Origin of the sequence: Celeribacter sp., from assembly GCF_048259695.1 — a bacterium.
Taxonomy (GTDB): Bacteria; Pseudomonadota; Alphaproteobacteria; order Rhodobacterales; family Rhodobacteraceae; genus Celeribacter.
Window position 1 is genome coordinate 433,000 of the sequence record NZ_JBLXHL010000001.1, and the last position, 23,095, is coordinate 456,094.

Consider the following 23,095-nt stretch of genomic DNA (forward strand, 5'->3'; position numbering starts at 1 on the left):
GGCGGCCCCTTACCCTTTCGGTGCGAGCAGTTTCAGCGCGGCGCGAATGAGCTGCGCCGTGTCGGCCTCCGGCGCGTCCTGCGCCGATTGCGCCACCGCACCCACCGCATCGGACGGCGAATAACCAAGGTTTTGCAGCGCCGACAGCGCCTCGGCCTCGGCACTGGCGTTGGCTTTGGGCGCAGGTTTCGGCGCGGGCGTGCGGACGGGTGCCACATCCGTCTCGATCACCGCATCCAGATCGCTTGCCGCACTCGTATCCAAAACGGCCTCGGCCAGTGACCCACCAAGCGCCATCGCGGCGGGGGCCTTGTCTTTCAGCTCCATCGTCACGCGCTGTGCGGTTTTGGGACCAACACCCGGAGCGGCCTTGATCGCGGCCCAGTCGCCCAAGGCAATCGCGCGCCCTGTGGCCTCCGCGCCAAGCGTGCCGAGGATGGCCATCGCCGCCTTTGCCCCGATGCCCTGCACCGAGATCAACAGGCGATACCACTCCTTTTCCAACAGCGAGGCAAAGCCGAACAACTGCATCACATCCTCGCGCACCAACAGATCGGTATAGAGCGAAACCGGCTCCCCCCGACGCGGCAACGCCATGCGCGTGCGTTCGGAGACAAAGACAATATAGCCCACGCCGCGCACGTCGATCATCGCGTGATCGGTGCCGATATAGTCGATGACGCCGGTGAGTTTTCCAATCATGTCAAATCCATCAGGCCGTGGCCTTTTTGAGGGCGGCGGCCAACCGTGAGGACGACTGCGCGTGAAACGAATGTGTGATGGCAATGGCGAGCGCGTCCACCGCGTCCGGCCCTGCAAGCGTTGCTCCGGGAAGTTGGAGTTTGATCATATGTTCGACCTGTTGCTTGGCCGCGTGCCCCACCCCCACCACGGTTTTCTTCACCGCGTTCGGCGCGTATTCCCCGATGGGCAACCCCGCCTGCGCCGGCACCAGAAGCGCCACAGCGCGGGCCTGACCCAATTTGAGCGTGGCAACGGCATCTTTGTTCACAAAGGTCTGTTCAACCGCGGCGCAATCGGGCGCATAGTCCCGCACCACCTGCGTCAACTGGTCAAAGAGTGACAACAGGCGCGTTGCCAGATCGTCAGAGGCCAGTGAATGGCACACGCCATTGGCCACATGGGAGATACGCGAACCGGCGACATCAATGATGCCCCACCCCATATTGCGCAATCCCGGATCGATGCCCAACACACGCATGTCTTTGCCCTGCTCTGTTTTTATCGTTGCACAGGCATTAGCACGAAACGAGAACATTCACCAAGTGCTTTTATAAAAAACACCCCTCTCCCCCGAAATGCAAAAGACCGCACCCAAGCGGGGTGCGGTCCTTAACGTGGCATCAGACGGGGCTATGAGGGAAACACGCCACGCTGCCTGATGTATGAAGTCTTTTTACAGACCGGAGAAAAGCAATTTACCTTGTTTGGCGACCCAGACCGTTGACGGGTCCGCCGTCATAATCCATGCGCCGATGCGTTCGACCACTGTGCCATCCTGAAGCGTGGCAACGCGCGCATTGTAGGACACAGTCCCGAGGGACGCCAGAACGAGCGCCTTGAACAGCAGCACACCGAGCAACGTGAAAAACACAAGACGAAGAGGGCTACGCGACGCATGGCGGCGCGGACGTGCGAGAATCAGACCATCCTGGTTAACGGAATACACCGCACCACGATCCAGTTTACGACGTTGAACTTCGACCTTGGTCAGGCGTTTCTCAAAAGAACGAGTGCCGACATAAGCCATGACGTACCTCTTACATATCGGCCCCCACCGACAATGACAATATTGCGGCGAAATGTGGCCAAATTGAGGCAAACAGATCAAAATGGCCGGATTCAGGCCTCGTTTGTGGAGGTCCGCACGAGCGTTAACGATGTCCAGTCAACAATCTCGTCACGGTGAACAAGATTGAAGCCGGAGCGTGCATAAACGTCGATCACCTCATCGGCCTGCGCGTGCAAAATGCCCGACAGAATCGCCACCCCGCCCTCTTTGATCTGCGCCGCCATATCGGGGGCCAACCCGATCAACGGGCCTTTGAGGATATTGGCAAAGACCAGATCATAGGGCGCATTGGCCGCGAGGGTCTCGTGGGCGAAACCGGCGGCCTCCAGACAGACGACCTGCTCCGTCAAACCATTGGCATTCACGTTGCACTGCGCCACATCCACGGCGACCTCATCAATATCGGAAACATAAACGGGATGCTCCGACACTTTCGCCGCCGCCATGCCAAGCACCGCCGTACCACATCCGATATCGGCCACGGCGCCAAAGGTCCGGCCCTCGGCGAGCAGGCGATCAAAGGCCCGCAAACATCCGAGCGTGGTGCCGTGATGCCCCGTACCAAAGGCCATCGCGGCCTCGATCAACAGGCCGATTTTGTCGGCGGGCAATTTGTCGGCGTCATGCGCCCCGTACACGAAAAAGCGCCCTGCCTCGACGGGCGCCAGATCACGGCGCACTTTGGCGACCCAATCGGTTTCCGGCAGTTCGGAGATCACAAAGTCCTTCGCGCCGTTGACCTTGGCCAGAAGCGCCAGTGCGATCTCGTCGGGGGCTTCGGTAAAATACGCCCCCACTTCCCACAGGCCCGATCCGTCCTCGATCTCGAACACACCCACGCCCGTTGGCTCGGGGATCAGCGTTTCAAGCGCCTCGCCGAGCGCTTCGGCGGGCGGTTTTCCGTTGGTTTTGGTAAAAGCGGTAAAGGTCGGCATGAGGCATCTCCCGAGAAAGGTTGCCCCGCCATAAAGTGAACCCGCGCTTTACTCAAGCGCGGGTCGGTATTTCGCATCGCCACCCTGCGCAAAACACACAGCGGGACGGGCTCATCTGCGCCGGATCAGGCGACCCCCACACCGATATTGATGGGACAGCTCACGCCCGTTCCCTTGAGACCGCAATAGCCGTTCGGGTTCTTGGCAAGGTATTGTTGGTGCTCTTCCTCGGCATAGTAAAACGCGCCGGCGGGCAACAACTCGGTGGTGGTGGCACCGAACCCCTTCTCTTGCAGGCGGTCATTGAACTGTTGGTTCGACTGTTCGGCCTCCAACTGTTTGCGGCCATTGTCGTAGAAAACCGCCGAACGATACTGTGTGCCTGTATCATTGCCCTGACGCATCCCCTGTGTCGGATCATGGTTCTCCCAAAACACCCGCAACAGGTCGGTATAGCTGATCTTTGCCGGATCATAGACGACGCGCACCACCTCGGTGTGGCCGGTTTTTCCGGTACAGACTTCGGCGTAGGTCGGGTTGGGCGTGTAGCCACCGGCATAGCCCGCCGCCGTATTCACAACACCGGGCAGCTCCCAAAACAACCGCTCTACACCCCAAAAACATCCCATGCCAAACACCGCCTCTTCGAGTGGCGCGACAACGGGGGCCGTCAGGGGGCATTTGAACACATAGTGCTCGGCCGCCGTGGCAATCGGTTCGGACCGCCCGTCCAAGGCCTCGTCCGGCGTCGGCAATGTCAACTTTTTCGTTAGCAAACCAATCATGGCTTCCTCCTTCGTGTGCGTTTTATGCGGCCTTTTACATGCGCATTGTCGCATGAGTGTAGCGCAGTTGAGCGCCGCGCCAAGGCCAATATACGCACAGCCGCGTGATCGTATCGTCTTTGCCCGTCATGTCACGCGGCGGGTTCAAGCGCCACAAGCCGGAACAGCCGCCACTCATTGCCCTTAACCGGATGGCGCGGGATCAACAGCGCCAACAACAAAGAGATAAAGGCCATGGACGCCGCCAGAACAAACACCCCGCCCGGGGACACAATCCAGAGATATCCCAGTGCCGCAGGCAAAAACACCGCCGCAATATGGTTGATGGTAAAGGCCACCGCCGCCGTGGGCGCGATATCCTCGGGGTCCGCGATTTTCTGGAAATAGGTTTTGAGCGCAAAGGCCAGACCGAACAGCATGTGATCAATCACATACAACGTCGCGGCAAGCACCACGCCCCACCCGAGCCAATAGATTCCGCCATAGAGCAGGAACACGAGGATCAACCCGATGTATTCAAGCACAAGAACAAACCGCTCGCCGCGCACCGCCACCAGTTTGCCCATCATGGGGGCCACCACCATATTCACCATGAAATTGATCAGGAACAGCCCCGTGACCTGATGCACCTCGAAGCCGAATTTCTCGACCATCATAAAGGCGGCAAAGACCACGAAAATCTGGCGTCGCGCACCGGCCATGAATTGCAGCGCGTAATAAAGACCGTAGCGGCGTTTGAGCACGATGGACCGTTTTTGCGGGCTTGGCTCCTCGAACTGCGGATAGGCAAACATCGCAAACAGCGCCACCAGAGCGGTAAACCCGCCCCCCACCATATAGACCAAGGCATAGGACAGCTCGAAGGTCTTCCACGTCAGCATCAGGGCACCATAGGCCAAAAGCGACGCGGCACTGCCCGCCGCCATCAACCGCCCGATCACAATCGGAGCACGCTCTTTGGACAACCACTGTAGCTGCAGCGACTGGTTGACCGTCTCGTAATAGTGGAACCCGATCGACGAGAGCATCGTGACAACCAGAATGCCCCCGAGCGAGGGAAAGAACGCCGTCACGGCGGTGGCCGCCCCCAACAGCAACAAGGCCACAAGCCCCAACACCTGTTCACGCATGAACATCAATAGCGCAATCACGCCCACCGCCAGAAATCCGGGGATTTCGCGCACGGTATGCAGCCATCCGATTTCAACGCCGGTGAACCCCGCCGCCTCGATCACAAAATTATTGAGCAGGGCCGACCACGTATTAAAGGCAACCGGCATCGCAAAAGCCATCAGGAACAAAAGGCTTTCGGGACGTCGCCACAGCGGCAAATCGCGGGCGCGGGAAATGGGAAAGAGTGCGTGTTTCATAGAGTGAACCTTTAGGGCCAATTTTCCCGTTTGGATAGCGCTCAGAAACACTCAACGACGCACAGGCCCTATTGCACGGTTGCCGGTCACGGGGCGGTATCCCGGGGGGACACCCCCGCCCTGCGCCGTCCCGCCAGCCGCCGCACACCACCGGATTCGGGCTTGACCCCCGGCCCGCACATCACCGACAATTAACCATACGTTAAGCAATTTTTCCGGGAGATTCTGTAATGGGTACTATTGGTATAATCGACGGCACATCAGGCAACGACACAGTGTCGGCCACCTTTATCGACCTCGACGGCGATGCCTTCACAAGTGGCGACAATGATGTGTCTTTGGGTGACGGCAACGATCAGGTGACGTACACACAAACCGCCTCGCAAACCCTCACCGTGGACGCGGGCGCGGGCAACGACCGCATAACGACCTACCGTGGCTCGTTGATCGCGGACGGCGGCGCAGGCGATGACAGCTTCACTCTCTACAGCATGGAAAATGCGCTCCTCACAGGGGGCACCGGAGCCGATAGTTTCAACATTCTCACCAAAACCCACGCCAATGACAGCACCGTGACGATCACCGATTTCGATGCGGCCACGGACCAAATCACATTCAAAACCGACACCATAGATGTGATGATGTTCGCCGCGGGGGAGGTGCAAACAGGCATCGCGGGCTTTGGCGTCACACAAACCCTCGGCGGGCTCGAACTTACAACCTCATGGATCAACCAGTACAGCCAAGAGAGCCAAACCGCCACGGTCCTGCTCGCGGGGTTTGGCGTCATTGACGGCACATCCGGCGACGATCTGGTCAACCGCTCCTATGCCGATCGCCAAGGCGACGCCTTTACCGGCGACACCCATCTGGTCAACCTCGGCGGGGGCGACGACCGCTTTGTCGGGGGTATCGGCGATAACGAGGTCCACGGCGGCGACGGCAACGACATGATCAAAGGCGTCAGCAACAACAACACCCTGTTTGGCGAGGCAGGCGACGATGTGATCTATTCGGGCCGCCACACATCTGTTCTGGATGGCGGGGACGGCGACGACCACCTGATCCTGCAGCTTGACAAAGGCGCGGATCACACCGCGACAGGCGGCACGGGGGCCGATACCTTTGAAATTTCCAGGCCCTCGAATGGCCGACAGTCCACCGTGACCATCACCGATTTCGACATCGCCGAGGACAGTCTCGTCCTTGGGGGCATCACCATCGACATCACCCAAGACGGCGCACGCTATTCGGTCGTCACCGGAGCCGACGACCGCTTTATCTACTTCAACGACGACGATGTGATCGTGCTTGAGGGACTTGGCAACGGCACCCCCGCCGATGTGGCAAACGGCAGTGTCGAGGGCAGCGCGTTCAACGACATCATGGTCAACGGCTACACCGATTTTGGGGGGGACACGGTGTCGGGTGGCGATGACCTTATCTTCGGCTTGGGCGGCGACGACCTCATCCGTGGCGGAGACGGCGACGACGAGATTTACGGCGGCGATGGCAATGACGCGCTCTACGGCTCCAACGGCCACAACATGATCTACGGCGAAGCGGGCGACGACCTGCTCAATGCCGGCAAACACGGTTCGGACCTTTATGGCGGAACAGGCGACGACACTTTGGAGGTCAACCTGTCCAAAAACGGCACCCACCGCCTCAACGGTGGCGACGGCGCGGATACGTTCGTGTTCACCTCCGGATCGGGCGGCACACGCGCCACGGTGATTGTCACTGATTTCGACGTCACCGAGGACAGCGTCAGTTACAGCGGCAACACCCAACCCTTTGGCTACATCGGCGGGTTCGACGGCGGGTATGACGGCCCATTCGACGGCATATTCGATGACGTGTTCGATGGCGGGTATGATGGCCCCTACGGGAGCGACTTCGACGGGTGGACCGAAACCGGACAGGGGCTTGTCCTGTCCTACCTCACAGGCGGCGAGATTATATTCGAGGGCCTCACCTATCAGGACGCCTACGACGTCGGTCTGTTCGACATCATCGCCGTGGGCTGACCCGCCACCCACCCCGTAACATCACCCCGAACATTCGCCCGCGCAGCTCCGACTGCGCGGGCTTTTTCATATTCGCATAAATGAACATGTGTGATATAGATCAAGGACACCTGACCCACCGGCCGCCATAAGCGATCAAATTTCTCGCGCGGAGGATCACATCCATGGACATTCTCGCACTCGTTGAACGCATTGGCGAAGGCCCCTCTGCCGCCCTGTTCGGTATGATCACCGGCCTGATTTTCGGCATCTCGGCCCAACGGTCACATTTCTGCCTGCGCGCCGCGACCATCGAATTCGCCCACGGGCGCTTTGGCAAAAAGGTCGCGGTGTGGTTCTTGACCTTTTCCACCGCTGTGGTCTGGGTACAGGCCGCCCAGATGATGGGGCTGTTCCGGTCCGCAGACGCGCGGATTATGGCCGTTCCCGGATCATGGTCGGGCGCCATCGTCGGCGGGCTGATGTTCGGCGTCGGCATGATTTTGGCACGCGGCTGTTCGGGGCGCCTGTTGGTCATGGCCGCCTCCGGCAACCTGCGCTCGGTCGTCTCCGGCCTCATCTTTGCCGTGACCGCGCAAATGAGCCTCAAGGGCATCCTGTCCCCCTACCGCGACCAGATCGCCGCCCTTTGGGTGACGCCGAACGGCGAGAACGTCCACCTGTTGACCGCCCTGCATTTGCCGCAACAAACGGGGCTTATCCTCGGCCTGGCCATCTCGGCCCTCGCGCTCTATCTGGCGATCAAGAACCAGATCGGACCACGCATCTGGGTCTTTGCCTCCGGTGTCGGATTTGCCGTGGCCGTCGGATGGGTGCTGACCTGGTCCCTGGCCCAAGTGGCGTTCGAGCCCGTTCCCGTGTCCTCGGCCACATTCTCCGGCCCCTCCGCCAACACGTTGATGTTCTTTCTCGACCGCAATGCAGTGTTGGAATTCGACGTTGGCCTGATCCCGGGCGTGGTGATCGGCGCATTTCTGGCGTCGATGTGGTCGGGCGAATTCAAATGGCAGAGCTTTGACAGCGTACCGGTGATGCGCCGCTCGATGATCGGGGCGGTTCTGATGGGCTTTGGCGCGATGCTTGCGGGGGGCTGCGCCATCGGTGCGGGCGTCACGGGCGGGTCGGTGTTTGCAGCCACCGCATGGCTCGCACTGTTTTGCATGTGGATCGGCGGCATGACCACCACCTACGTGCTTGACCGGATTGTTGGCCCCCAAGCCGCCTGATCCGTGCTACCCTCCCCCAAAGGGAGGACCGCACATGGCCGATAAAATCGACGTAGAAAACCCGAACACACCCGCAAAAACCACACGGGTGGACGCCGCCAAATACACCGCTATGAAAACCGCCATACTCGCCGTTGTGCCATCCGGCCCCGCGGGCCACACGGCGGCACGGATCAAAGCGGACGTTCTGCCGCTGCTGCCCGACGCCCTGTTTCCCGCAGGGGCCACAGCCGGATGGTGGCTCAAATGCGTGCAGCTTGATCTGGAAGCCAAAGGCGTGATGACCCGCCACACCACCAAACCGCTGACGTTTTCGTTGGTGTAGGGATGTCGGGAATGAGGGCGGCTTCGGCTCTCCGACCAATCCCGCCTTAATGTCGGGAAGAAACGAAAAGCTGCGAGGCAGGTTTTCCTGACCAACGCCCCACGGCGATTACGGATCGGCTCTGGGTTTCCGACCAATCTCGCCTAGTGAGGCGTCACAAGCAGACATCGTGGGGCGATGTGTGCACGCCGAACGCCGCCCCACGGCGTTTTCGAGACGGCTTTTTAGGGCTCCGCCCGCTCGCGCCTTAATCGCCGCCCCACGGCGTTTTCGAGACGGCTCTGGGTCTCCGACCAATCTCGCCTTAATCGCCGCCCCACGGCGTTTTCGAGACGGCTCGATTACCAAAAGCTCTGCGGGTCTATGTCGATTTGCAGGCGCACGGAACCGGGCAGTTTGACCTGTCCCACCCATGCACTCACCGCCCGCTGTATCGGTGCGGTTTTCTCGGCCTTGATCAACAGGCGGATACGGTGACGCCCGCGCACCCGTGCAATCGGCGCGGGCGCAGGGCCGAACAACTGTGCACCGACCTGATGCAGCGGCCCCGCCCGCCGCGCAAGCGCGTTACCGATGTCCATCACCTGTGCCAGATCCGGCCCAGACAGGATGATCCCCGCCATCCGGCCATAGGGCGGCACCCCCGCCATTTTGCGCTCGGCCGCCTCCGCCCGCCAAAACCCCTCCTCGTCCCCCGCGATGATCGCACGGATCACGGGGTGTTCGGGCTGATAGGTCTGCAACAGGGCCACACCCTTTTTCTCCGACCGCCCGGCCCGTCCCGCGACCTGACGCATCAGTTGGAACGTGCGCTCGGCGGCCCGCAAATCCGACCCTTGCAACCCCAGATCCGCGTCGATCACCCCCACCAAGGTGAGGTTGGGAAAGTTATGCCCCTTGGCCACCAGTTGCGTGCCGATGACGATATCCGTGTCGCCCTCGGCAATGTCGCGAATGGCGGCCTTGAGCGCACGGGCCGATCCGAACAGGTCCGACGACAGCACCGAAACCTTGGCATCGGGAAAGCGCTCGGTGACCTCCTCGGCCAGACGCTCGACCCCCGGCCCGACAGGGGCCAACCGCCCCTCGACCTGACAGCTCGGACAGGCCTCCGGCATCGGCTTTGTCTCGCCACACTGATGGCACACGAGCCGTTTGAGAAAGCGGTGTTCAACCATCCGCGCATCGCAATGGTCACAGGCAATCTGATGGCCACAGGCGCGGCAGATGGTGACGGGCGCATAGCCGCGACGGTTGAGGAACAACAGGCTCTGCTCCCCCAACCCGATACGTTTGGTCACCGCCCGCGCCAAGGCATCCGACACGAACCGTGTCGCGGGCAGTTTTTCCGAACGCAGGTCAAGCGCGTGCATATCGGGCATCACCGCAGGGCCAAAGCGGCTTTCAAGGTCGAGACGCGTGTACTTTCCCGCCTCGACATTGGCCCATGACTCAAGGCTCGGTGTGGCCGAGGCCAGCACCACCGTGGCCGAACAGAACGTGGCCCGCAGCACCGCCATATCGCGGGCCGAATACAGCACGCCGTCCTCTTGTTTATAGGACTGGTCGTGTTCTTCATCGACCACGATCAACCCGAGGTTCTGAAACGGCAGGTACAGCGCCGACCGTGCGCCGATCACCATCTGTGCGCCGCCCGCCCCCACCATTTTCCACACCCGCCGCCGCTCGGTCATGGTCACGCCCGAATGCCACTCGGCGGGTTTTGCGCCGAACCGCTCCTCGACGCGGGTCAGGAATTCCGCCGTCAGCGCGATCTCGGGCAACAGCACAAGTGCCTGACGCCCCTGTGCCAGACATTCCGCCACCGCCTCCAGATAGACCTCGGTCTTGCCCGACCCCGTGACGCCCTTGAGCAGGGTGGTCGAATAGGCCTGTGCCGCCACCGCACCGCGCAGCGCCCTCGCCGCTGCGTCCTGCGCCCCGCTCAACTCTTTGCCCGCCTGCGCCGGATCAAGCCGCCCGTAGGGTAAATCGCGCGGTGTATCTTCCTCAAAGATCACGCCCTGTGGCACAAGCCCCTTGATCACCGACGGCGTCACCCCCGCCGCATCCGCCAACTCCTTGAGCGTAAAAGACAGCCCGCCGTATTCCTCCAACACGCCAAGCACCCGCGTGCGGGCCTCTGTTTCACGCGTTGGCCGCCCCGCACCGCGCCGGTACACTTTTTGCATCGACGGCGGGTTCATCAATCCGGGCGCACGGGTGGCAAGCCGCAGCATCGCCGCACGCGGCGTAAGCGTATAATCGGCCACCTTTTCCAAAAACAGCCGCATCTCGTCACGCATCGGCGCCACATCAAGCACATTCGACACCGACCGCGCCTTGGACAGGTCAAACCCGCCCTTGCCCGCCCCCCAGACACAGCCCAACACCTTGCGCGGGCCAAGCGGCACCTCGACAAAGGCCCCGACCTCGCAGCCACCCGCGGGTGCCTTGTAGTCAAGCGACCGGTCAATCGGCTCACAGGTGAGCACGGCAACCAAAGTGCCTTCGGGAAAAAAATGTGTTTGGCTCATGGCCCTTAAATAGGCGTTTTGCGCGAGGGGTGCCAGAACCCCTTTCTCCCCTCGCGTCTTTGCACTATGTCTGTGGCGAAATCTGGCGACATAAAGGAGCTACCCACATGAAATTCTTTGTTGATACCGCTGACGTCGATGCGATCCGCGAACTGAACGATCTCGGTTTTGTTGACGGCGTGACCACCAACCCGTCCTTGATCAAAAAATCGGGCCGTGACATTCTTGAAGTCACCAAGGAGATTTGTGATCTGGTCGACGGCCCCGTGTCCGCCGAAGTCACCGCGATCGACTATGACGGTATGGTCGCCGAAGGGCGCAAACTCGCCACCATCGCCGACAACGTTGTGATCAAACTGCCGCTGACCCTCGACGGTCTCAAAGCCTGTAAAACCCTGTCGAATGAGGGCCACAAAATCAACGTGACCCTGTGTTTCTCCGCGAACCAGGCCTTGCTTGCGGCGAAATCCGGCGCGACTTACATCTCGCCCTTCGTTGGCCGCCTCGACGACATCAACATCGATGGCCTCGACCTGATCGAAGATATCCGCACCATCTATGACAACTACGGCTACGACACCGAAATCCTCGCCGCGTCGATCCGCACCGTGAATCACATCTCCGATTGCGCAAAAATCGGCGCCGACGTCATCACCGCCCCTCCCGGCGTGATCAAATCCATGGCCAACCACGTCCTGACCGACAAAGGTCTGGCGCAGTTCGTGGCCGACATCAAAGAAGCCGGCATCAAGATCCTCTGATCGCGATCCCGCCGCTGATGTGAACCGCCCCTCCTGTGTCACCGCAGGGGGGGCGGTTTCATGTCCGGCCTATGCAAACGCGCCACAGGCCCGCGCCGCGCCGGTGCGTTAACCTTTAAATCATTGATCTGAACCGCGCACTGAGGGCATATTGCCCCAACAGACCGAAAAATCGGCACCCAAACGAGTAGAGCAGTATGACCAACCAATTCCCCAAAGCCATTGCGCCCTTGGCCGAAGACCTGCGCGAAAAGATCATTTCCGACCCCGATCTGATCCTTGATGACCTCGACGTCATGCGTGCCCTTGTTTCCGCCAATGAAAACACCGCAAGCGGCAATGTGGTCGATTTGCGCGGCATCGCGATGGACCGGTTGGAGAACCGCCTTGACCGCCTTGAGGACACCCATCGGGGCGTGATTGCCGCCGCCTATGAAAACCTCGCGGGTACCAACCAAATCCACCGCGCCGTCCTGTGCCTGCTTGAGGCCACCGATTTCAAGGATTTCCTGACCCGCGTCGGCCGCGACGTCTCCGACATCCTGCGCGTCGATGCGGTCAAGCTTTTGCTTGAGACCGAAATCGACGAGGACGTCCCCGCCCTGCGCAGCCTTGGCGATGTGATCGTCACCGCCGAACCGGGATTTGTTCAGGCCTATGTCACCTATGGGCGCAACGTGCCTGCGCGGGCCGTGACCCTGCGCCAGGTGTCCCCCGATACCGACCTGATCTATGGCGACCACGCCTCCGATATCCGTTCCGAAGCCTGCATGATGCTCGACCTCGGCGAGGGCCGCCTGCCCGCGCTTTTGGTGTTCGGCTCCGAGGATCCCCACCTGTTCCGCCCCGCACAAGGCACCGATTTGCTCTCGTTCTTTTCGGGGACATTCGAACGGCTGATGTGCCGTTGGCTTGAGGGATGAGCCTTGCGCCCACAGGCGGGCTTCGCGCCGCTTTGGGTGACTGGCTCGACCATGAACGCGCGCTCAAGGGCGTGGCGGACAACACCATCACCGCCTATCGCACCGATGTCTCGGGATGGCTGTCGTTTTTGATGGCGCACCACGGCGAGGGGTTTGGCGTGGCCAAAATCACCACGCTGACCATTTCCGACATGCGCGCATGGATGGCCCACGAACGCGGACGCGGCAGCGGGCCGCGCTCGCTCGCCCGCGCGCTTTCCGCCGTCAAAGGGTTCACCCGTTGGCTCGCCGAACGCGAAGGCTTTGACGCCACCGCAATCCTGTCCACCCGTGCGCCCAAATACCAACGCAAACTGCCCCGCCCGCTATCGGCGGACGCCGCCCGCGATATGATCGGCACGGTTGCGATGCAACACGACGAACCGTGGATTGCCGCCCGTGACAGCGCCGTGATCACCGTGCTCTACGGCTGCGGGTTGCGCATATCCGAGGCGCTCTCGCTCACGGGCGCCGACGTGCCTCTGGCCGATGTGATCCGCATTGTCGGCAAGGGCAACAAGGAACGCGTCGTGCCGGTGCTGCCCGCCGCCCGCGCCGCCGTGGCCGCATATGTGCGCCTGTGTCCCTATGACCTTGCCCCCGATGCACCGCTGTTTCGCGGCAAACGCGGCGGGGCGCTCAACCCGCGCCAGATCTCCAAGGTGACCGAGGCCGCGCGGATGCAACTGGGCCTGCCCTCCACCGTCACGCCCCACGCGATGCGCCACTCGTTTGCCACCCACCTGCTCAACGCCGGCGGTGATCTGCGGGCGATTCAGGAGCTGCTTGGCCATGCCTCGCTCTCGACCACACAGGCCTACACCGCCGTGGATGCCACGCGCCTGTTGGAGGTCTATGAAAACGCCCATCCCCGGGCAAAATCTGTGTAAAACCGCCCGCGACGTCACTATTCGGTAACCCATTGCGCCCTACGCTTGTGCCATCAGGACATAAGGAGATACCCAATGGGGCAACCGCGCGAAGAGGCGACGATCACCCGCGTCACACAGGTCGATTTTCTGGCACAACTCGCCGCGCTGATTGCGGCCTATGACCTAGATGGTGACGGATGGCTGACCGAAGACGACTGGCAGCGCATCGAGGATGATTTGCAAAAAGCAAGCTGACCGCGTGATCTCAAGGCTTGCAACACAGCCGCACATCGCCCATCACAGTGCGCATGACCCATTCCGCGAACACGATCAAAGCCTACGGCGTTCACGCCCTCACCGCGACAGGCGCCACATTGGCGATGCTGGCCCTGTTTTCCGCCGCCCAGGAGCAATGGAAAGCAATGTTCCTGTGGCTTCTGGCGTCGATGATCGTCGACGGGATCGACGGGCCACTCGCCCGCCGCTTTGACGTCAAAACCCACGCCTCACGCATTGACGGTGTGATCCTTGATCTGGTGATCGACTTTCTCACATGGGTGTTCATTCCGGTCTTTGCCCTGTTTCAATCGGGCCTTTTGGCGGGGTGGACGGGGTGGCTTGTCGCCCTGATCGTCACCCCCGCCTCCGCGCTCTATTTCGCCGACACACGGATGAAAACCTCCGACGGCTCGTTCGAGGGCTTTCCCGGCGCATGGTCGATGGTGGTTTTGGTGTTTCTCGCGTTGGAACCCGCGCCCTGGGTGATGGTGGCCACGATTGCACTGCTGACCCCTGCGATGTTCCTGCCGCTGCGGTTCGTCCACCCCGTGCGCACGGCACGGTGGCGGTGGATCACCCTCCCCGTTGCCGTGATCTGGACCGCAACGGCAGCCATCATAATGGCTGGCATCCATACGAGCGGCCTGACCATCGCACTCAGCCTGAGCACGGTCTACCTGTTGGGCGCGGGCATCGCACAACAGATTTTCGAGCGCGGCGATTAACCATAGCCGCGAAAACACCCCCGTTTCGCACCAATTTGACACAGATTTCGCCGTGCGCGCCCCTCTCCCTCAAGCCTCTGTTAAACCCTTTTTCCGACACTCGCCGCGCGGGATATCCCTGCACCGGGAAAGGAAAAGGTCATGAACATCGCGATGGGATCAGCCTACGGAGCGAACCCCTACATCACACAGGCCCGATCACCGGCCACTGTGACCTCGTCATCGTCACCCCCCAACACCCCGTCGCCCGAGACAACCGAACGCGCGGCAACCGAACGCGCGGCACAGGGCGCACCGCCCTCCGGCGGCCCTCCGCCCGGTGAGGGCGCCCCGAGCGGCCCGCCGCCAAACGGTCCCCCCCCGAGCCAATCCGGCCAAACAGGATCCGATTCCCTGTCCCTGTTCGAGGCTCTGGTGGCCGAGGGCACCGAAGAGGACAGCACCACCTCATCGGCGGCCAGTGCGGCCAGTGCGGCCAATGCACTCTACAGTGAGATGCAAAATCTGATCATGTCGAACGCGGTCTAAGCGAGCGCGACCCAAGGCGCGGCGCCACCATGTGCCCCCAAAACGGCACACACAAACCAACGGGGCGGCCATTGGCACAGAACCAGTGGCCGCCCCGTTTTCGTTTCAACCCCACACTCCGAACCAATTGGCGAAAATCCAATCTAGTTTCAGGGCGTTAAGATCAAATGCAACAGAAATTCCTAAACCGATTTTAACGTCCGTGGCGCTTTCTGGGCAGGCAGGATGCACCTGCTCCAGAAAGGAACCTATAATGCAAACTCTTGAAACATCCCCCGTTGGCGCATCCGTCATGGGGACGACTGCAAATCTCCAAATCTTCCCCCATCGCAACCGCGCCTCCCGTGGGCGCGCTGCCACCACGCCCCCCCCGCACTCCAAAGATCTGACCTACATGGTTCAGGGCCACGTCGAGCGTATGCTCAGGGTGTTGTCAGAAAGCGAGATGGCCTCGCCCGAGACGCTTGAACTGGCGCATCAGGCCCATGTCGCCTTTTCCGCGCTGCTCGGCTCGCTCCAGAGCCGCGCCCGCGCGTAAAACGCACGCGCGCCAATACACGCGCACCCATAAGCGCGAACTCATAAAAAAGGGCGCCAACACGGCGCCCTTTGCTTGTTCTAAGCGGGAGACGCGCGCGTCAGCCCAGCGCCTCATCACAGCGTCCGCAGACACCCTCATGGCTATGGCTGCCGACATCCGGCAGGATTTTCCAACAGCGCTGACATTTGTCGCCATCGGCCTTTTCAAACACCACCGCGATGCCTTCGCTTTCGGGCAAACGGAAGGCTTCGGCGGGGGCGGGATCGCCCGTGACGTTGATGGCCGATGTGATGCACAGGTCGTCGAAATCCACCGTTGCCAACACCGCACGCACGCCCGCGTCCTCGATATGGACCACGGGGGCGGCTTCCAATGACGCGCCGATCACCTTGTCCTGACGTTGGATTTCAAGCGCCGCCGTGACGACGCGGCGGGTCTTGCGGATCGCCGCCCATTTGGCCGCCAGTTCCGCGTTTTTCCACGCGGCGGGTGTTTCGACAAAGTCCTCCAAATGGATGGAGGCCTCTGCCCCGTCAAAGCGTTCAAGCCAGACCTCTTCCATCGTAAAGGTCAGGATCGGTGCCAACCAACGGGTCAGGCGGTGGTAGAGGATATCGAGCACGGTGCGCGCCGCACGACGCCGCGCAGTGTCGCCATCGCAATAGAGCGCATCCTTGCGGATATCGAAATAGAACGCCGAGAGATCCACGGTGGCAAAGTTGAACACAGCCGTCCAGACGCCCGCGAAATCAAAGGTCTTGTACCCCTCGCGCACCTGTTCGTCCAACTCGGCCAAACGGTGCAACACCCACCGCTCCAACTCGGGCATCTGCGCCGCATCCACACGGTCGGCTTCCGAGAAATCAGACAGCGACCCGAGCATATAACGCATGGTGTTGCGCAAACGGCGGTAGCTATCGGCAACGCCTTTGAGGATCTCCGGCCCGATCCGCTGATCGGCGGTGTAATCGACCTGCGCCACCCAAAGGCGGGCAATATCCGCGCCGTACTGCTGTACGATCTTTTCGGGAACAATGGTGTTGCCAAGCGACTTGGACATTTTCATGCCCTTTTCATCAAGGGTAAACCCGTGCGTCACAACGTTTTTATAGGGCGCACGCCCCTTGGTGCCACAGGCCTGCAACAGCGACGAGTGGAACCACCCGCGGTGTTGGTCGGTCCCCTCGAGATAGACATCGGCGATGCCATCAGGCGTGCCATCCTCGCGGTCGCGCAGCACAAAGGCGTGGGTTGACCCGCTGTCGAACCACACGTCGAGCACGTCGAACACCTGATCATAGGCGGCCGGATCGGCGATACCGTCGAGCATCTTTTCCTTGAACCCGTCCTCATACCAGACATCCGCACCGTTTTCCTCGAAAGCGGCGGTGATACGGGCGTTGAGATCGGCATTGCGCAACAGGAAATCGGGATCGGTCGGCAATGCGCCCACTTTGGTGAAACAGGTCAGCGGCACGCCCCACGCGCGTTGACGCGACAGCACCCAATCCGGGCGGCTCTCGATCATCGAATACAGGCGGTTGCGACCCGTTTGCGGGTGCCATTTGACGAGTTGGTCGATCGAGGTCAGCGCACGGGCGCGAATCGTATCGCCGTAGTCGCCCATACCATCGTCGATTTTGCGGTCCACCGAGGCGAACCACTGTGGCGTGTTGCGGAAAATCACGGGCGCTTTGGAGCGCCACGAATGTGGATAAGAGTGCGTCACGCGCCCGCGCGCAATGATGCCCCCCGCCTCGACCAGTTTGGCGATCACGGCGGTGTTGGCCTTGCCCTCTTTGCCCTTGTGGTCGATCACGCGCAGACCGGCAAAGAACGGCACATGTGGCAGGAACTCACTGTCCTCACCGACGTTATGCGTCATGCGGTCGATCCAGTTGCGTTTGACGAAACACTCGTAGTCGTCGGCCCCGTGGCTCGGCGCGGTGTGAACAAACCCCGTCCCCGCATCATCGGTGACGTGGTCGCCGTCGATCATTGGCACATCGTAATCCCAAAAGCCGTCCGCGCCCTCAAGGCCCGCAAACGGGTGGGCAAGCGTCAGCGCGCCAAGCTCGTCGCCACTGACATCGCGCAGGCGGGTGAAGGCGGTGACGCGGGATTTGCCCAGAGCGTCCTCGGCCAAAGCATCGGCAAAGAGGTACAGCTCGCCCGGCGCGGTCCAGCTTTCCTCTTCGGTCGCATCGACACGGTAGAGGCCGTAGGCGATCTTCGGATTGAACGCGACCGCCTTGTTCGACGGAATGGTCCACGGGGTGGTGGTCCAGATCACAACGCGGGCCGATAGCAGGTCGGTGGTCATGCATACGTCCGTATCGGGGAATGCATCCGCACATTTCACCGCAAACGGCACCCAGATCGTGTGGCTCTTGTGGTCGTGGTATTCGATCTCGGCCTCGGCCAGCGCGGTCTTTTCGACGGGCGACCACATCACAGGCTTGGAGCCTTGGTAGAGGGTGCCGTTCATGAGGAACTTCATAAACTCGTCGGCAATCACCGCCTCGGCGTGGAAATCCATCGTCAGATAGGGCTTGTCCCATTTGCCGGTGATGCCCAACCGTTTGAATTCGGCGCGTTGCACGTCGATCCACTCGGCGGCAAAGGCACGGCATTCCTGACGGAAATCAATGACCGGAACGTCATCTTTGTCCTTGCCCTTCTGGCGGTATTTTTCCTCGATCTTCCACTCGATCGGCAGACCGTGACAATCCCAACCGGGCACATAGCGCGCGTCAAACCCCATCATCTGGTGGCTGCGCACGATGATGTCCTTGATGGTTTTGTTAAGCGCGTGACCGATGTGCAAATGACCGTTGGCATAGGGCGGGCCATCGTGCAGCACAAACGGCGTGCGCCCTTCGGCTTTGCCACTCTCGCGCAGGCGGTCATAAACACCGATCTCTTCCCACCGTTTGAGCCAGTCGGGCTCGCGTTTGGGCAAACCCGCCCGCATCGGGAAATCGGTCTTTGGCAGGTTCAAAGTGGCTTTGTAGTCGGGCCCGTTATCGGCGGGCGTGGTCGCGTCGGAACACATATCAGTTCGGTCCTTGAAAGGGAGAATGGCTAAGGCTCATAGCGCGGCGCGGGTCAACCCGAGCGCCTTGTCCCGGCGTCTCACACGATCACATGGATCAGAGCGCCGGGCTTATAATTCGTAGAATTGCGATAGCCATGAAATTCATGCGCCCGTTATAGGCACGCAAGCACAGCGGGGCAAGCCTACTTGCCGCATTGCACCGCCGCGCATTGTGCTCCACACATGTCCCGCAGCCAAAGGACCACCTATGACCAACACCCGTTCCGCCCTCCCGCCCAAATTCGACATCTCGCCCGACGACATCGCCCGCGTTGTCGCACGGTTCTATGCCCGCGTGCGCGGCCACGACACGCTTGGCCCGGTGTTCGCGGCACATGTGGAAAACTGGCCCGAGCATGAGGAAAAAATCGCACGGTTCTGGCGCAATGCGATCCTGAACGAGCGCGTCTATGACGGCTCGCCACAACGCGCCCACATGGCCGCCGATGAGATCCGCGCGGCCCATTTCGCCCTCTGGCTCGGGCTGTTTGACGAGACCCTGACCCAAGAGATCGACGCGGACGCTGCCGCAAAATGGTCGGCTCTGGCGCACCGCATCGGGCGGGCCTTGCGCATGGGGATTGTCCACCGCGACCAGGACCCCGATGCGCCCCCGAGCCTGTTTTAGGCCGCGTCGCCCTTGGAAAACAGGCCCGTCAACGCGCGTTTGACCAACCCCGACACCGATGGCTTTGCCGCGCGCAAATAGGGCAAGGGCCGACAGACCTCCATCGCGGCCACGCCAACGCGGGCAGTCAGCGCACCGTTGACGACCCCCTCGCCGAACCGGCGCGACACCTTGGCCATCACGCCGCCCCCCGCCATCGTGCCAATGAGATCATCGCCCACCGCAACGGCCCCCGTGGCGACCAGATGCGTCAACACGGATTTCGTGACCCGCCATGACCCAAGCGTCCCCGAGCGCCCGCCATAAATCTCCGCGATCCGACGGATCATCCGCAAATTGGCGGTCAGCGCGGCAAAGACATCCGCAAGCGCAAGCGGCACCAAAGCCGTGACCGTGGCGACCTGACGCGCGGCCACCTCGACCTCGCGGCGTGCGGCGGCATCAAGCGGGACAAGCAATTCGCGCTCGGCCAGATGCAACACGCCATCGGCGTCAAACACCTCTGCCTGACGTTCCGCAAACCGCTCGCGCCCCCACGCCAGTTCATCGCGGGACTTATAAACGTCGAGCAGTTTCGCCGTCACGACCCGCGCCGCTTTGACATCCGAATTGGCAATCGCCACCTCGGCCGCCTTGTGCAGCGTATCAATGCGCCTGAGCCGCGCAAAGGCCGACAGTTCCTTGAGCGCAATCGCGAACAAGACAGCGACAAACGCCGCCGTCAGACCAAGCGCCGCATAGCCAAGAACCGGATTGCGGGCGATCAGCCCCGCCACGAAATCATAGGCGCCAAGCGTCAGAACAAACACGAACAACGCCCCAAAGAGACGCCAGAACCACCGCGCCAAAACGCTTGGCTTTTTCGCCGCCATCACCGCCACACGTTCCATCGCCGCGGGGCTGCGTACGGGGGTGATGTCGGGGACGGGATCGGCGCTTGCGGGGGTGACGTTCGGTGTATCGTCAAGCTCGATCAACACCGGACCGCTGCGTTTCTTGTCGCTCATAGCTTGTCTCCGATCAGGAAATCCGCCGCGCGATCGAGACGGATATGGGGCGGCCCCTCATGGGGGCGCAACGTCAGCGGCGCAGGCAAAAACTGCATCACCTCATAATCGCCATCGAGCCATTTCTCGTCCCCCTTGCGCGCAGGGGCGAGGATATGCGCGGGATCTTGCGGCAACTCGCCCGCGTAAAACGCCGCCTGTTTGCTGCCGCCCTTGCCGTCCGCCACACGGCCCCGCACGAGGTCCAGTGTCTGCCCCCCGTGTTCGCGGGTCTCCTCGACGGTGGCACGAAGCGCGGCGATGGACATGGCCGATGTCGCCGCTCCCGCATAATCCGCGCGGTCGCGGGCCTCGCGCACAAGCGCCTCCATGATGGCCGTCAGGCGCGGGTGCTGACTGTGGTGGATGTGATCGGCCTTGGTCGCGGCAAACAGGATTTTCTCGACCTTCTTTTGCCCCAAAAGCGCAAACAGCCGCCCCACCCGACCGGGGCGAAAGGCGCTTAGAATATCCGCCATTGTGCGACGCAAATCCTCGACCGCTTTGGGACCGGAATGGATGGCCCCCAACGCATCCACCAAAACAACCTGACGGTCGATCTTGGCAAAATGATCGCGGAAAAACGGCCGGACGACTTCGCGTTTATAGGCCTCATACCGGCGTTCGAATTCACGGCCCAATGATCCGCGCGGCGCATCGCCCTGTGGCAAAGGCGCAAAGGTCAACACCGGGGATCCCGCCATTTCGCCGGGCAATAAAAACCGCCCCGGCGTGCAATCGGAATAGCCCGCCGCACGGGCGGCTTTGAGATAGGCGGCAAAGGGGTCGGCCAATGATTTTGCCGCCACTTCATCGTGCTTGGCGCTCATATCGACACCCGCGAGGGCCGCCACAAACGCCGCGCCCTCGGAACGGGCCTGTGCCGCGGTCAGCGCCTCCGCCGACCATTCGGCATAGGTTTTGTCCATCATCGACAGGTCCAACAGCCACTCACCGGGGTAGTCGACAATATCCAGATGCACCGTGCGCGGACCTGAAATGGCGCCAAGCAACCCCGTTGGCTGTACCTTGAACGACAGGCGCAATTCGGACACTGCCCGCGTGCTTTCGGGCCAATGCGGCTCGGGCGCGGTCAGGGCGGCCAAATGCGCCTCATAATCGAACCGCGGCACCGTGTCGTCGGGTTGGGGCTGTAAATAGGCGGCCGAAATCGCCGCCGCCCCGCCCAGTTGGGGCATCCGCCCACGGTTGAGCAAATTGGCCACGAGCGAGGTGATGAACACCGTCTTGCCCGCGCGGCTCAACCCCGTGACACCCAAACGGATCACGGGTTCGAACAGCGCCTCATTGACGCCGTCCTGCACCGTTTCCACACTGCGCAGAATGCGATCCGCGATATCGTTTATGAACAAGGCTTTGCCCTTCCGCCATTTGTTATGCCTAACATAGGAACGCGCAGGGGCGATGCAAAGGGGCCACGCAAAGCGGCGCGAATGTCTAGACCAACGGGGCGCTTCGCGTTAAAGCACGGTCATGCCCAGATATGCCCTCCTCATCGAATACAACGGCGCCCCCTTTTCGGGGTGGCAACGTCAAAAAGAACACCCCTCGGTACAGCAAAGCATCGAGGACGCCCTGCGCGTATTGGAGCCCGATTGCCCGACCATCGGGGCTGCGGGACGCACCGACACGGGCGTACATGCGATGGGTCAGGTGGCACATTGCGATATGGCAAAGGACTGGGACCCGTTCAGCCTTGCGGCGGCGATTAACCAACATCTCAAACCCAAACCCATCGCCATCGTCAAAGTGGCGCGGGTGGCCGACGACTGGCACGCGCGCTTTTCGGCCTTTGAGCGCCGCTATATGTTCCGGATGATTTCACGCCGTGCGCCGCTTGTGCATGAGGACGGTCTGGCGTGGCACGTCAAACACGACATCGACGCCGCCGCCATGCAACTGGGCGCCGACCGCCTGATCGGCCATCACGACTTTACCACGTTTCGCTCGACCATGTGTCAGGCGGACAGCCCCAATAAAACCCTTGATGCAGCACGGGTTGAGGTGTTCGACGCCCCCCACGGCAAAGAGGTGCGGTTGTATTTTCGCGCCCGCAGCTTCCTGCACAATCAGGTGCGCTCCTTTGTCGGCACACTCGAACGGGTCGGCGCGGGGCGATGGACACCCGACGATGTCACCGCCGCCCTCGAGGCCCGCGACCGCGCCGCCTGTGGTCCGGTCTGTCCGCCCCACGGATTGTATCTGACGGGCGTTGGCTACCCCACCGACCCGCTTGGCGTCGATGACCCACAACAAAGTTAACGCAACCGTTCCAAATTGAGGTGTTCGCCGTCCCTGCGTCCCAACCCCGCCGCATTTGCGCCCAGATTGATCGCCAGAACAGGATCAACAGCAACGGGAGAGACGACATGGACTTCACCACACTCAGCTTCGATCAAATCGCAATGGCCGCAATGACCGTTATCGCGCTGCGTGAAGTCATGATCATCGCCCTCCCCGATCGCATCGCCGGACCTGGCGGGTGGCTCATCAACACCACCACAGGCGACCACGCATAAGGCCCCGCCCGGGAACCGGACGCCTCGCGGGCACTCCACATGCCGAACGCCGCGCCACACGCGGGGCGTTTTCCCGTTTGGCGACCGTTACCGCC

Annotated in this window: 23 protein-coding genes; 13 read left to right on the forward strand and 10 right to left on the reverse strand. The window is 61.5% G+C overall.

Annotation, left to right across the window (positions count from 1 at the left end; genetic code table 11):
• Positions 1 to 9: 9 nt before the first annotated feature.
• The 6 genes from ruvA to ACN0Q0_RS02125 all read right to left on the reverse strand — a co-directional run bounded on the left by ruvA (position 10) and on the right by ACN0Q0_RS02125 (position 4,903).
• Complete coding sequence (gene ruvA, locus ACN0Q0_RS02100) at positions 10 to 702, reverse strand: Holliday junction branch migration protein RuvA (RefSeq protein ID WP_417241693.1); 693 nt, start codon at positions 700 to 702, stop codon at positions 10 to 12.
• 10 nt (positions 703 to 712) lie between these two features.
• Positions 713 to 1,222 carry a crossover junction endodeoxyribonuclease RuvC gene (gene ruvC / locus ACN0Q0_RS02105; RefSeq protein ID WP_417241694.1) on the reverse strand — a complete coding sequence of 170 codons (510 nt, stop codon included), beginning with the start codon at positions 1,220 to 1,222 and terminating at the stop codon, positions 713 to 715.
• A gap of 195 nt (positions 1,223 to 1,417) precedes the next feature.
• Entirely contained in the window at positions 1,418 to 1,771 is a 354-nt protein-coding gene (locus ACN0Q0_RS02110; RefSeq protein ID WP_417241695.1) for a hypothetical protein, read from the reverse strand.
• A 92-nt stretch (positions 1,772 to 1,863) separates the two neighbouring features.
• Entirely contained in the window at positions 1,864 to 2,748 is an 885-nt protein-coding gene (locus ACN0Q0_RS02115; protein WP_417241696.1) for a 50S ribosomal protein L11 methyltransferase, read from the reverse strand.
• Positions 2,749 to 2,873: 125 nt separating this feature from the next.
• Positions 2,874 to 3,533: a peptide-methionine (S)-S-oxide reductase MsrA gene (gene msrA, locus ACN0Q0_RS02120; RefSeq protein ID WP_417241697.1), complete on the reverse strand. Its 660-nt coding sequence runs from the start codon at positions 3,531 to 3,533 to the stop codon at positions 2,874 to 2,876.
• Between the two features lie 131 nt (positions 3,534 to 3,664).
• Positions 3,665 to 4,903: an MFS transporter gene (locus ACN0Q0_RS02125; RefSeq protein WP_417241698.1), complete on the reverse strand. Its 1,239-nt coding sequence runs from the start codon at positions 4,901 to 4,903 to the stop codon at positions 3,665 to 3,667.
• A 230-nt stretch (positions 4,904 to 5,133) separates the two neighbouring features.
• Here ACN0Q0_RS02125 and ACN0Q0_RS02130 point away from each other — a divergent pair, with 230 nt between their 5' ends.
• The 3 genes from ACN0Q0_RS02130 to ACN0Q0_RS02140 all read left to right on the forward strand — a co-directional run bounded on the left by ACN0Q0_RS02130 (position 5,134) and on the right by ACN0Q0_RS02140 (position 8,484).
• Positions 5,134 to 6,933 (forward strand): calcium-binding protein, encoded by a 1,800-nt coding sequence (locus ACN0Q0_RS02130; RefSeq protein ID WP_417241699.1) that lies wholly within the window; start codon positions 5,134 to 5,136, stop codon positions 6,931 to 6,933.
• Between the two features lie 164 nt (positions 6,934 to 7,097).
• Entirely contained in the window at positions 7,098 to 8,159 is a 1,062-nt protein-coding gene (locus ACN0Q0_RS02135) for a YeeE/YedE family protein (RefSeq protein WP_417241700.1), read from the forward strand.
• 34 nt (positions 8,160 to 8,193) lie between these two features.
• Positions 8,194 to 8,484 (forward strand): DUF6958 family protein, encoded by a 291-nt coding sequence (locus ACN0Q0_RS02140; protein WP_417241701.1) that lies wholly within the window; start codon positions 8,194 to 8,196, stop codon positions 8,482 to 8,484.
• Positions 8,485 to 8,825: 341 nt separating this feature from the next.
• Here the strand turns inward: ACN0Q0_RS02140 and ACN0Q0_RS02145 are convergent, their stop codons facing one another.
• Positions 8,826 to 11,021, reverse strand: coding sequence for a primosomal protein N' (locus tag ACN0Q0_RS02145; RefSeq protein WP_417241702.1), 2,196 nt, complete (start codon positions 11,019 to 11,021; stop codon positions 8,826 to 8,828).
• A 107-nt stretch (positions 11,022 to 11,128) separates the two neighbouring features.
• Between ACN0Q0_RS02145 and fsa the strand changes: the two genes are divergently transcribed.
• From fsa to ACN0Q0_RS02180, 7 genes are all read left to right on the forward strand, one after another.
• The gene (fsa, locus tag ACN0Q0_RS02150) at positions 11,129 to 11,782 is read left to right on the forward strand and encodes a fructose-6-phosphate aldolase (protein WP_417241703.1); all 654 of its coding nucleotides are present in this window, start codon (positions 11,129 to 11,131) and stop codon (positions 11,780 to 11,782) included.
• Between the two features lie 197 nt (positions 11,783 to 11,979).
• On the forward strand, positions 11,980 to 12,705 hold the full coding sequence (locus ACN0Q0_RS02155; RefSeq protein WP_417241704.1) for a DUF484 family protein: 726 nt from the start codon (positions 11,980 to 11,982) through the stop codon (positions 12,703 to 12,705).
• Entirely contained in the window at positions 12,702 to 13,634 is a 933-nt protein-coding gene (locus tag ACN0Q0_RS02160) for a tyrosine recombinase XerC (RefSeq protein WP_417241705.1), read from the forward strand. The genes ACN0Q0_RS02155 and ACN0Q0_RS02160 overlap by 4 nt, the downstream gene beginning before the upstream one ends.
• Before the next feature lie 75 nt (positions 13,635 to 13,709).
• The gene (locus tag ACN0Q0_RS02165) at positions 13,710 to 13,871 is read left to right on the forward strand and encodes a hypothetical protein (RefSeq protein ID WP_417241706.1); all 162 of its coding nucleotides are present in this window, start codon (positions 13,710 to 13,712) and stop codon (positions 13,869 to 13,871) included.
• 53 nt (positions 13,872 to 13,924) lie between these two features.
• Complete coding sequence (locus ACN0Q0_RS02170) at positions 13,925 to 14,620, forward strand: CDP-alcohol phosphatidyltransferase family protein (RefSeq protein WP_417241707.1); 696 nt, start codon at positions 13,925 to 13,927, stop codon at positions 14,618 to 14,620.
• Positions 14,621 to 14,761: 141 nt separating this feature from the next.
• The gene (locus tag ACN0Q0_RS02175; RefSeq protein ID WP_417241708.1) at positions 14,762 to 15,148 is read left to right on the forward strand and encodes a hypothetical protein; all 387 of its coding nucleotides are present in this window, start codon (positions 14,762 to 14,764) and stop codon (positions 15,146 to 15,148) included.
• A gap of 253 nt (positions 15,149 to 15,401) precedes the next feature.
• Positions 15,402 to 15,686, forward strand: coding sequence for a hypothetical protein (locus ACN0Q0_RS02180; RefSeq protein WP_417241709.1), 285 nt, complete (start codon positions 15,402 to 15,404; stop codon positions 15,684 to 15,686).
• A gap of 100 nt (positions 15,687 to 15,786) precedes the next feature.
• On the opposite strand, the gene ileS is transcribed toward ACN0Q0_RS02180, so the two are convergent.
• Positions 15,787 to 18,744, reverse strand: a complete 2,958-nt coding sequence (gene ileS, locus ACN0Q0_RS02185; protein WP_417241710.1) for an isoleucine--tRNA ligase — start codon at positions 18,742 to 18,744, stop codon at positions 15,787 to 15,789.
• Between the two features lie 250 nt (positions 18,745 to 18,994).
• Here ileS and ACN0Q0_RS02190 point away from each other — a divergent pair, with 250 nt between their 5' ends.
• Positions 18,995 to 19,414, forward strand: a complete 420-nt coding sequence (locus ACN0Q0_RS02190; protein ID WP_417241711.1) for a group III truncated hemoglobin — start codon at positions 18,995 to 18,997, stop codon at positions 19,412 to 19,414.
• Here the strand turns inward: ACN0Q0_RS02190 and ACN0Q0_RS02195 are convergent.
• Both ACN0Q0_RS02195 and ACN0Q0_RS02200 read right to left on the reverse strand, forming a co-directional pair.
• Entirely contained in the window at positions 19,411 to 20,421 is a 1,011-nt protein-coding gene (locus tag ACN0Q0_RS02195) for a YcjF family protein (protein WP_417241712.1), read from the reverse strand. The genes ACN0Q0_RS02190 and ACN0Q0_RS02195 overlap by 4 nt on opposite strands.
• On the reverse strand, positions 20,418 to 21,833 hold the full coding sequence (locus ACN0Q0_RS02200; RefSeq protein ID WP_417241713.1) for a YcjX family protein: 1,416 nt from the start codon (positions 21,831 to 21,833) through the stop codon (positions 20,418 to 20,420). Before ACN0Q0_RS02200 ends, ACN0Q0_RS02195 begins: the two co-directional genes overlap by 4 nt.
• Positions 21,834 to 21,954: 121 nt before the next feature.
• Between ACN0Q0_RS02200 and truA the strand changes: the two genes are divergently transcribed.
• Positions 21,955 to 22,743: a tRNA pseudouridine(38-40) synthase TruA gene (gene truA / locus ACN0Q0_RS02205; RefSeq protein ID WP_417241714.1), complete on the forward strand. Its 789-nt coding sequence runs from the start codon at positions 21,955 to 21,957 to the stop codon at positions 22,741 to 22,743.
• 107 nt (positions 22,744 to 22,850) lie between these two features.
• Positions 22,851 to 23,000 (forward strand): hypothetical protein, encoded by a 150-nt coding sequence (locus ACN0Q0_RS02210; RefSeq protein WP_417241715.1) that lies wholly within the window; start codon positions 22,851 to 22,853, stop codon positions 22,998 to 23,000.
• Positions 23,001 to 23,095 lie beyond the last annotated feature (95 nt).

Bases quoted from the DNA above. Each gene is read 5' to 3' on its own strand.
- ruvA (WP_417241693.1), bottom strand. From the start codon at position 702: ATGATTGGAAAACTCACCGGCGTCATCGACTATATCGGCACCGATCAC.
- ruvC (WP_417241694.1), bottom strand. From the start codon at position 1,222: ATGCGTGTGTTGGGCATCGATCCGGGATTGCGCAATATGGGGTGGGGC.
- ACN0Q0_RS02110 (WP_417241695.1), bottom strand. From the start codon at position 1,771: ATGGCTTATGTCGGCACTCGTTCTTTTGAGAAACGCCTGACCAAGGTC.
- ACN0Q0_RS02115 (WP_417241696.1), bottom strand. From the start codon at position 2,748: ATGCCGACCTTTACCGCTTTTACCAAAACCAACGGAAAACCGCCCGCC.
- msrA (WP_417241697.1), bottom strand. From the start codon at position 3,533: ATGATTGGTTTGCTAACGAAAAAGTTGACATTGCCGACGCCGGACGAG.
- ACN0Q0_RS02125 (WP_417241698.1), bottom strand. From the start codon at position 4,903: ATGAAACACGCACTCTTTCCCATTTCCCGCGCCCGCGATTTGCCGCTG.
- ACN0Q0_RS02130 (WP_417241699.1), top strand. From the start codon at position 5,134: ATGGGTACTATTGGTATAATCGACGGCACATCAGGCAACGACACAGTG.
- ACN0Q0_RS02135 (WP_417241700.1), top strand. From the start codon at position 7,098: ATGGACATTCTCGCACTCGTTGAACGCATTGGCGAAGGCCCCTCTGCC.
- ACN0Q0_RS02140 (WP_417241701.1), top strand. From the start codon at position 8,194: ATGGCCGATAAAATCGACGTAGAAAACCCGAACACACCCGCAAAAACC.
- ACN0Q0_RS02145 (WP_417241702.1), bottom strand. From the start codon at position 11,021: ATGAGCCAAACACATTTTTTTCCCGAAGGCACTTTGGTTGCCGTGCTC.
- fsa (WP_417241703.1), top strand. From the start codon at position 11,129: ATGAAATTCTTTGTTGATACCGCTGACGTCGATGCGATCCGCGAACTG.
- ACN0Q0_RS02155 (WP_417241704.1), top strand. From the start codon at position 11,980: ATGACCAACCAATTCCCCAAAGCCATTGCGCCCTTGGCCGAAGACCTG.
- ACN0Q0_RS02160 (WP_417241705.1), top strand. From the start codon at position 12,702: ATGAGCCTTGCGCCCACAGGCGGGCTTCGCGCCGCTTTGGGTGACTGG.
- ACN0Q0_RS02165 (WP_417241706.1), top strand. From the start codon at position 13,710: ATGGGGCAACCGCGCGAAGAGGCGACGATCACCCGCGTCACACAGGTC.
- ACN0Q0_RS02170 (WP_417241707.1), top strand. From the start codon at position 13,925: ATGACCCATTCCGCGAACACGATCAAAGCCTACGGCGTTCACGCCCTC.
- ACN0Q0_RS02175 (WP_417241708.1), top strand. From the start codon at position 14,762: ATGAACATCGCGATGGGATCAGCCTACGGAGCGAACCCCTACATCACA.
- ACN0Q0_RS02180 (WP_417241709.1), top strand. From the start codon at position 15,402: ATGCAAACTCTTGAAACATCCCCCGTTGGCGCATCCGTCATGGGGACG.
- ileS (WP_417241710.1), bottom strand. From the start codon at position 18,744: ATGTGTTCCGACGCGACCACGCCCGCCGATAACGGGCCCGACTACAAA.
- ACN0Q0_RS02190 (WP_417241711.1), top strand. From the start codon at position 18,995: ATGACCAACACCCGTTCCGCCCTCCCGCCCAAATTCGACATCTCGCCC.
- ACN0Q0_RS02195 (WP_417241712.1), bottom strand. From the start codon at position 20,421: ATGAGCGACAAGAAACGCAGCGGTCCGGTGTTGATCGAGCTTGACGAT.
- truA (WP_417241714.1), top strand. From the start codon at position 21,955: ATGCCCAGATATGCCCTCCTCATCGAATACAACGGCGCCCCCTTTTCG.
- ACN0Q0_RS02210 (WP_417241715.1), top strand. From the start codon at position 22,851: ATGGACTTCACCACACTCAGCTTCGATCAAATCGCAATGGCCGCAATG.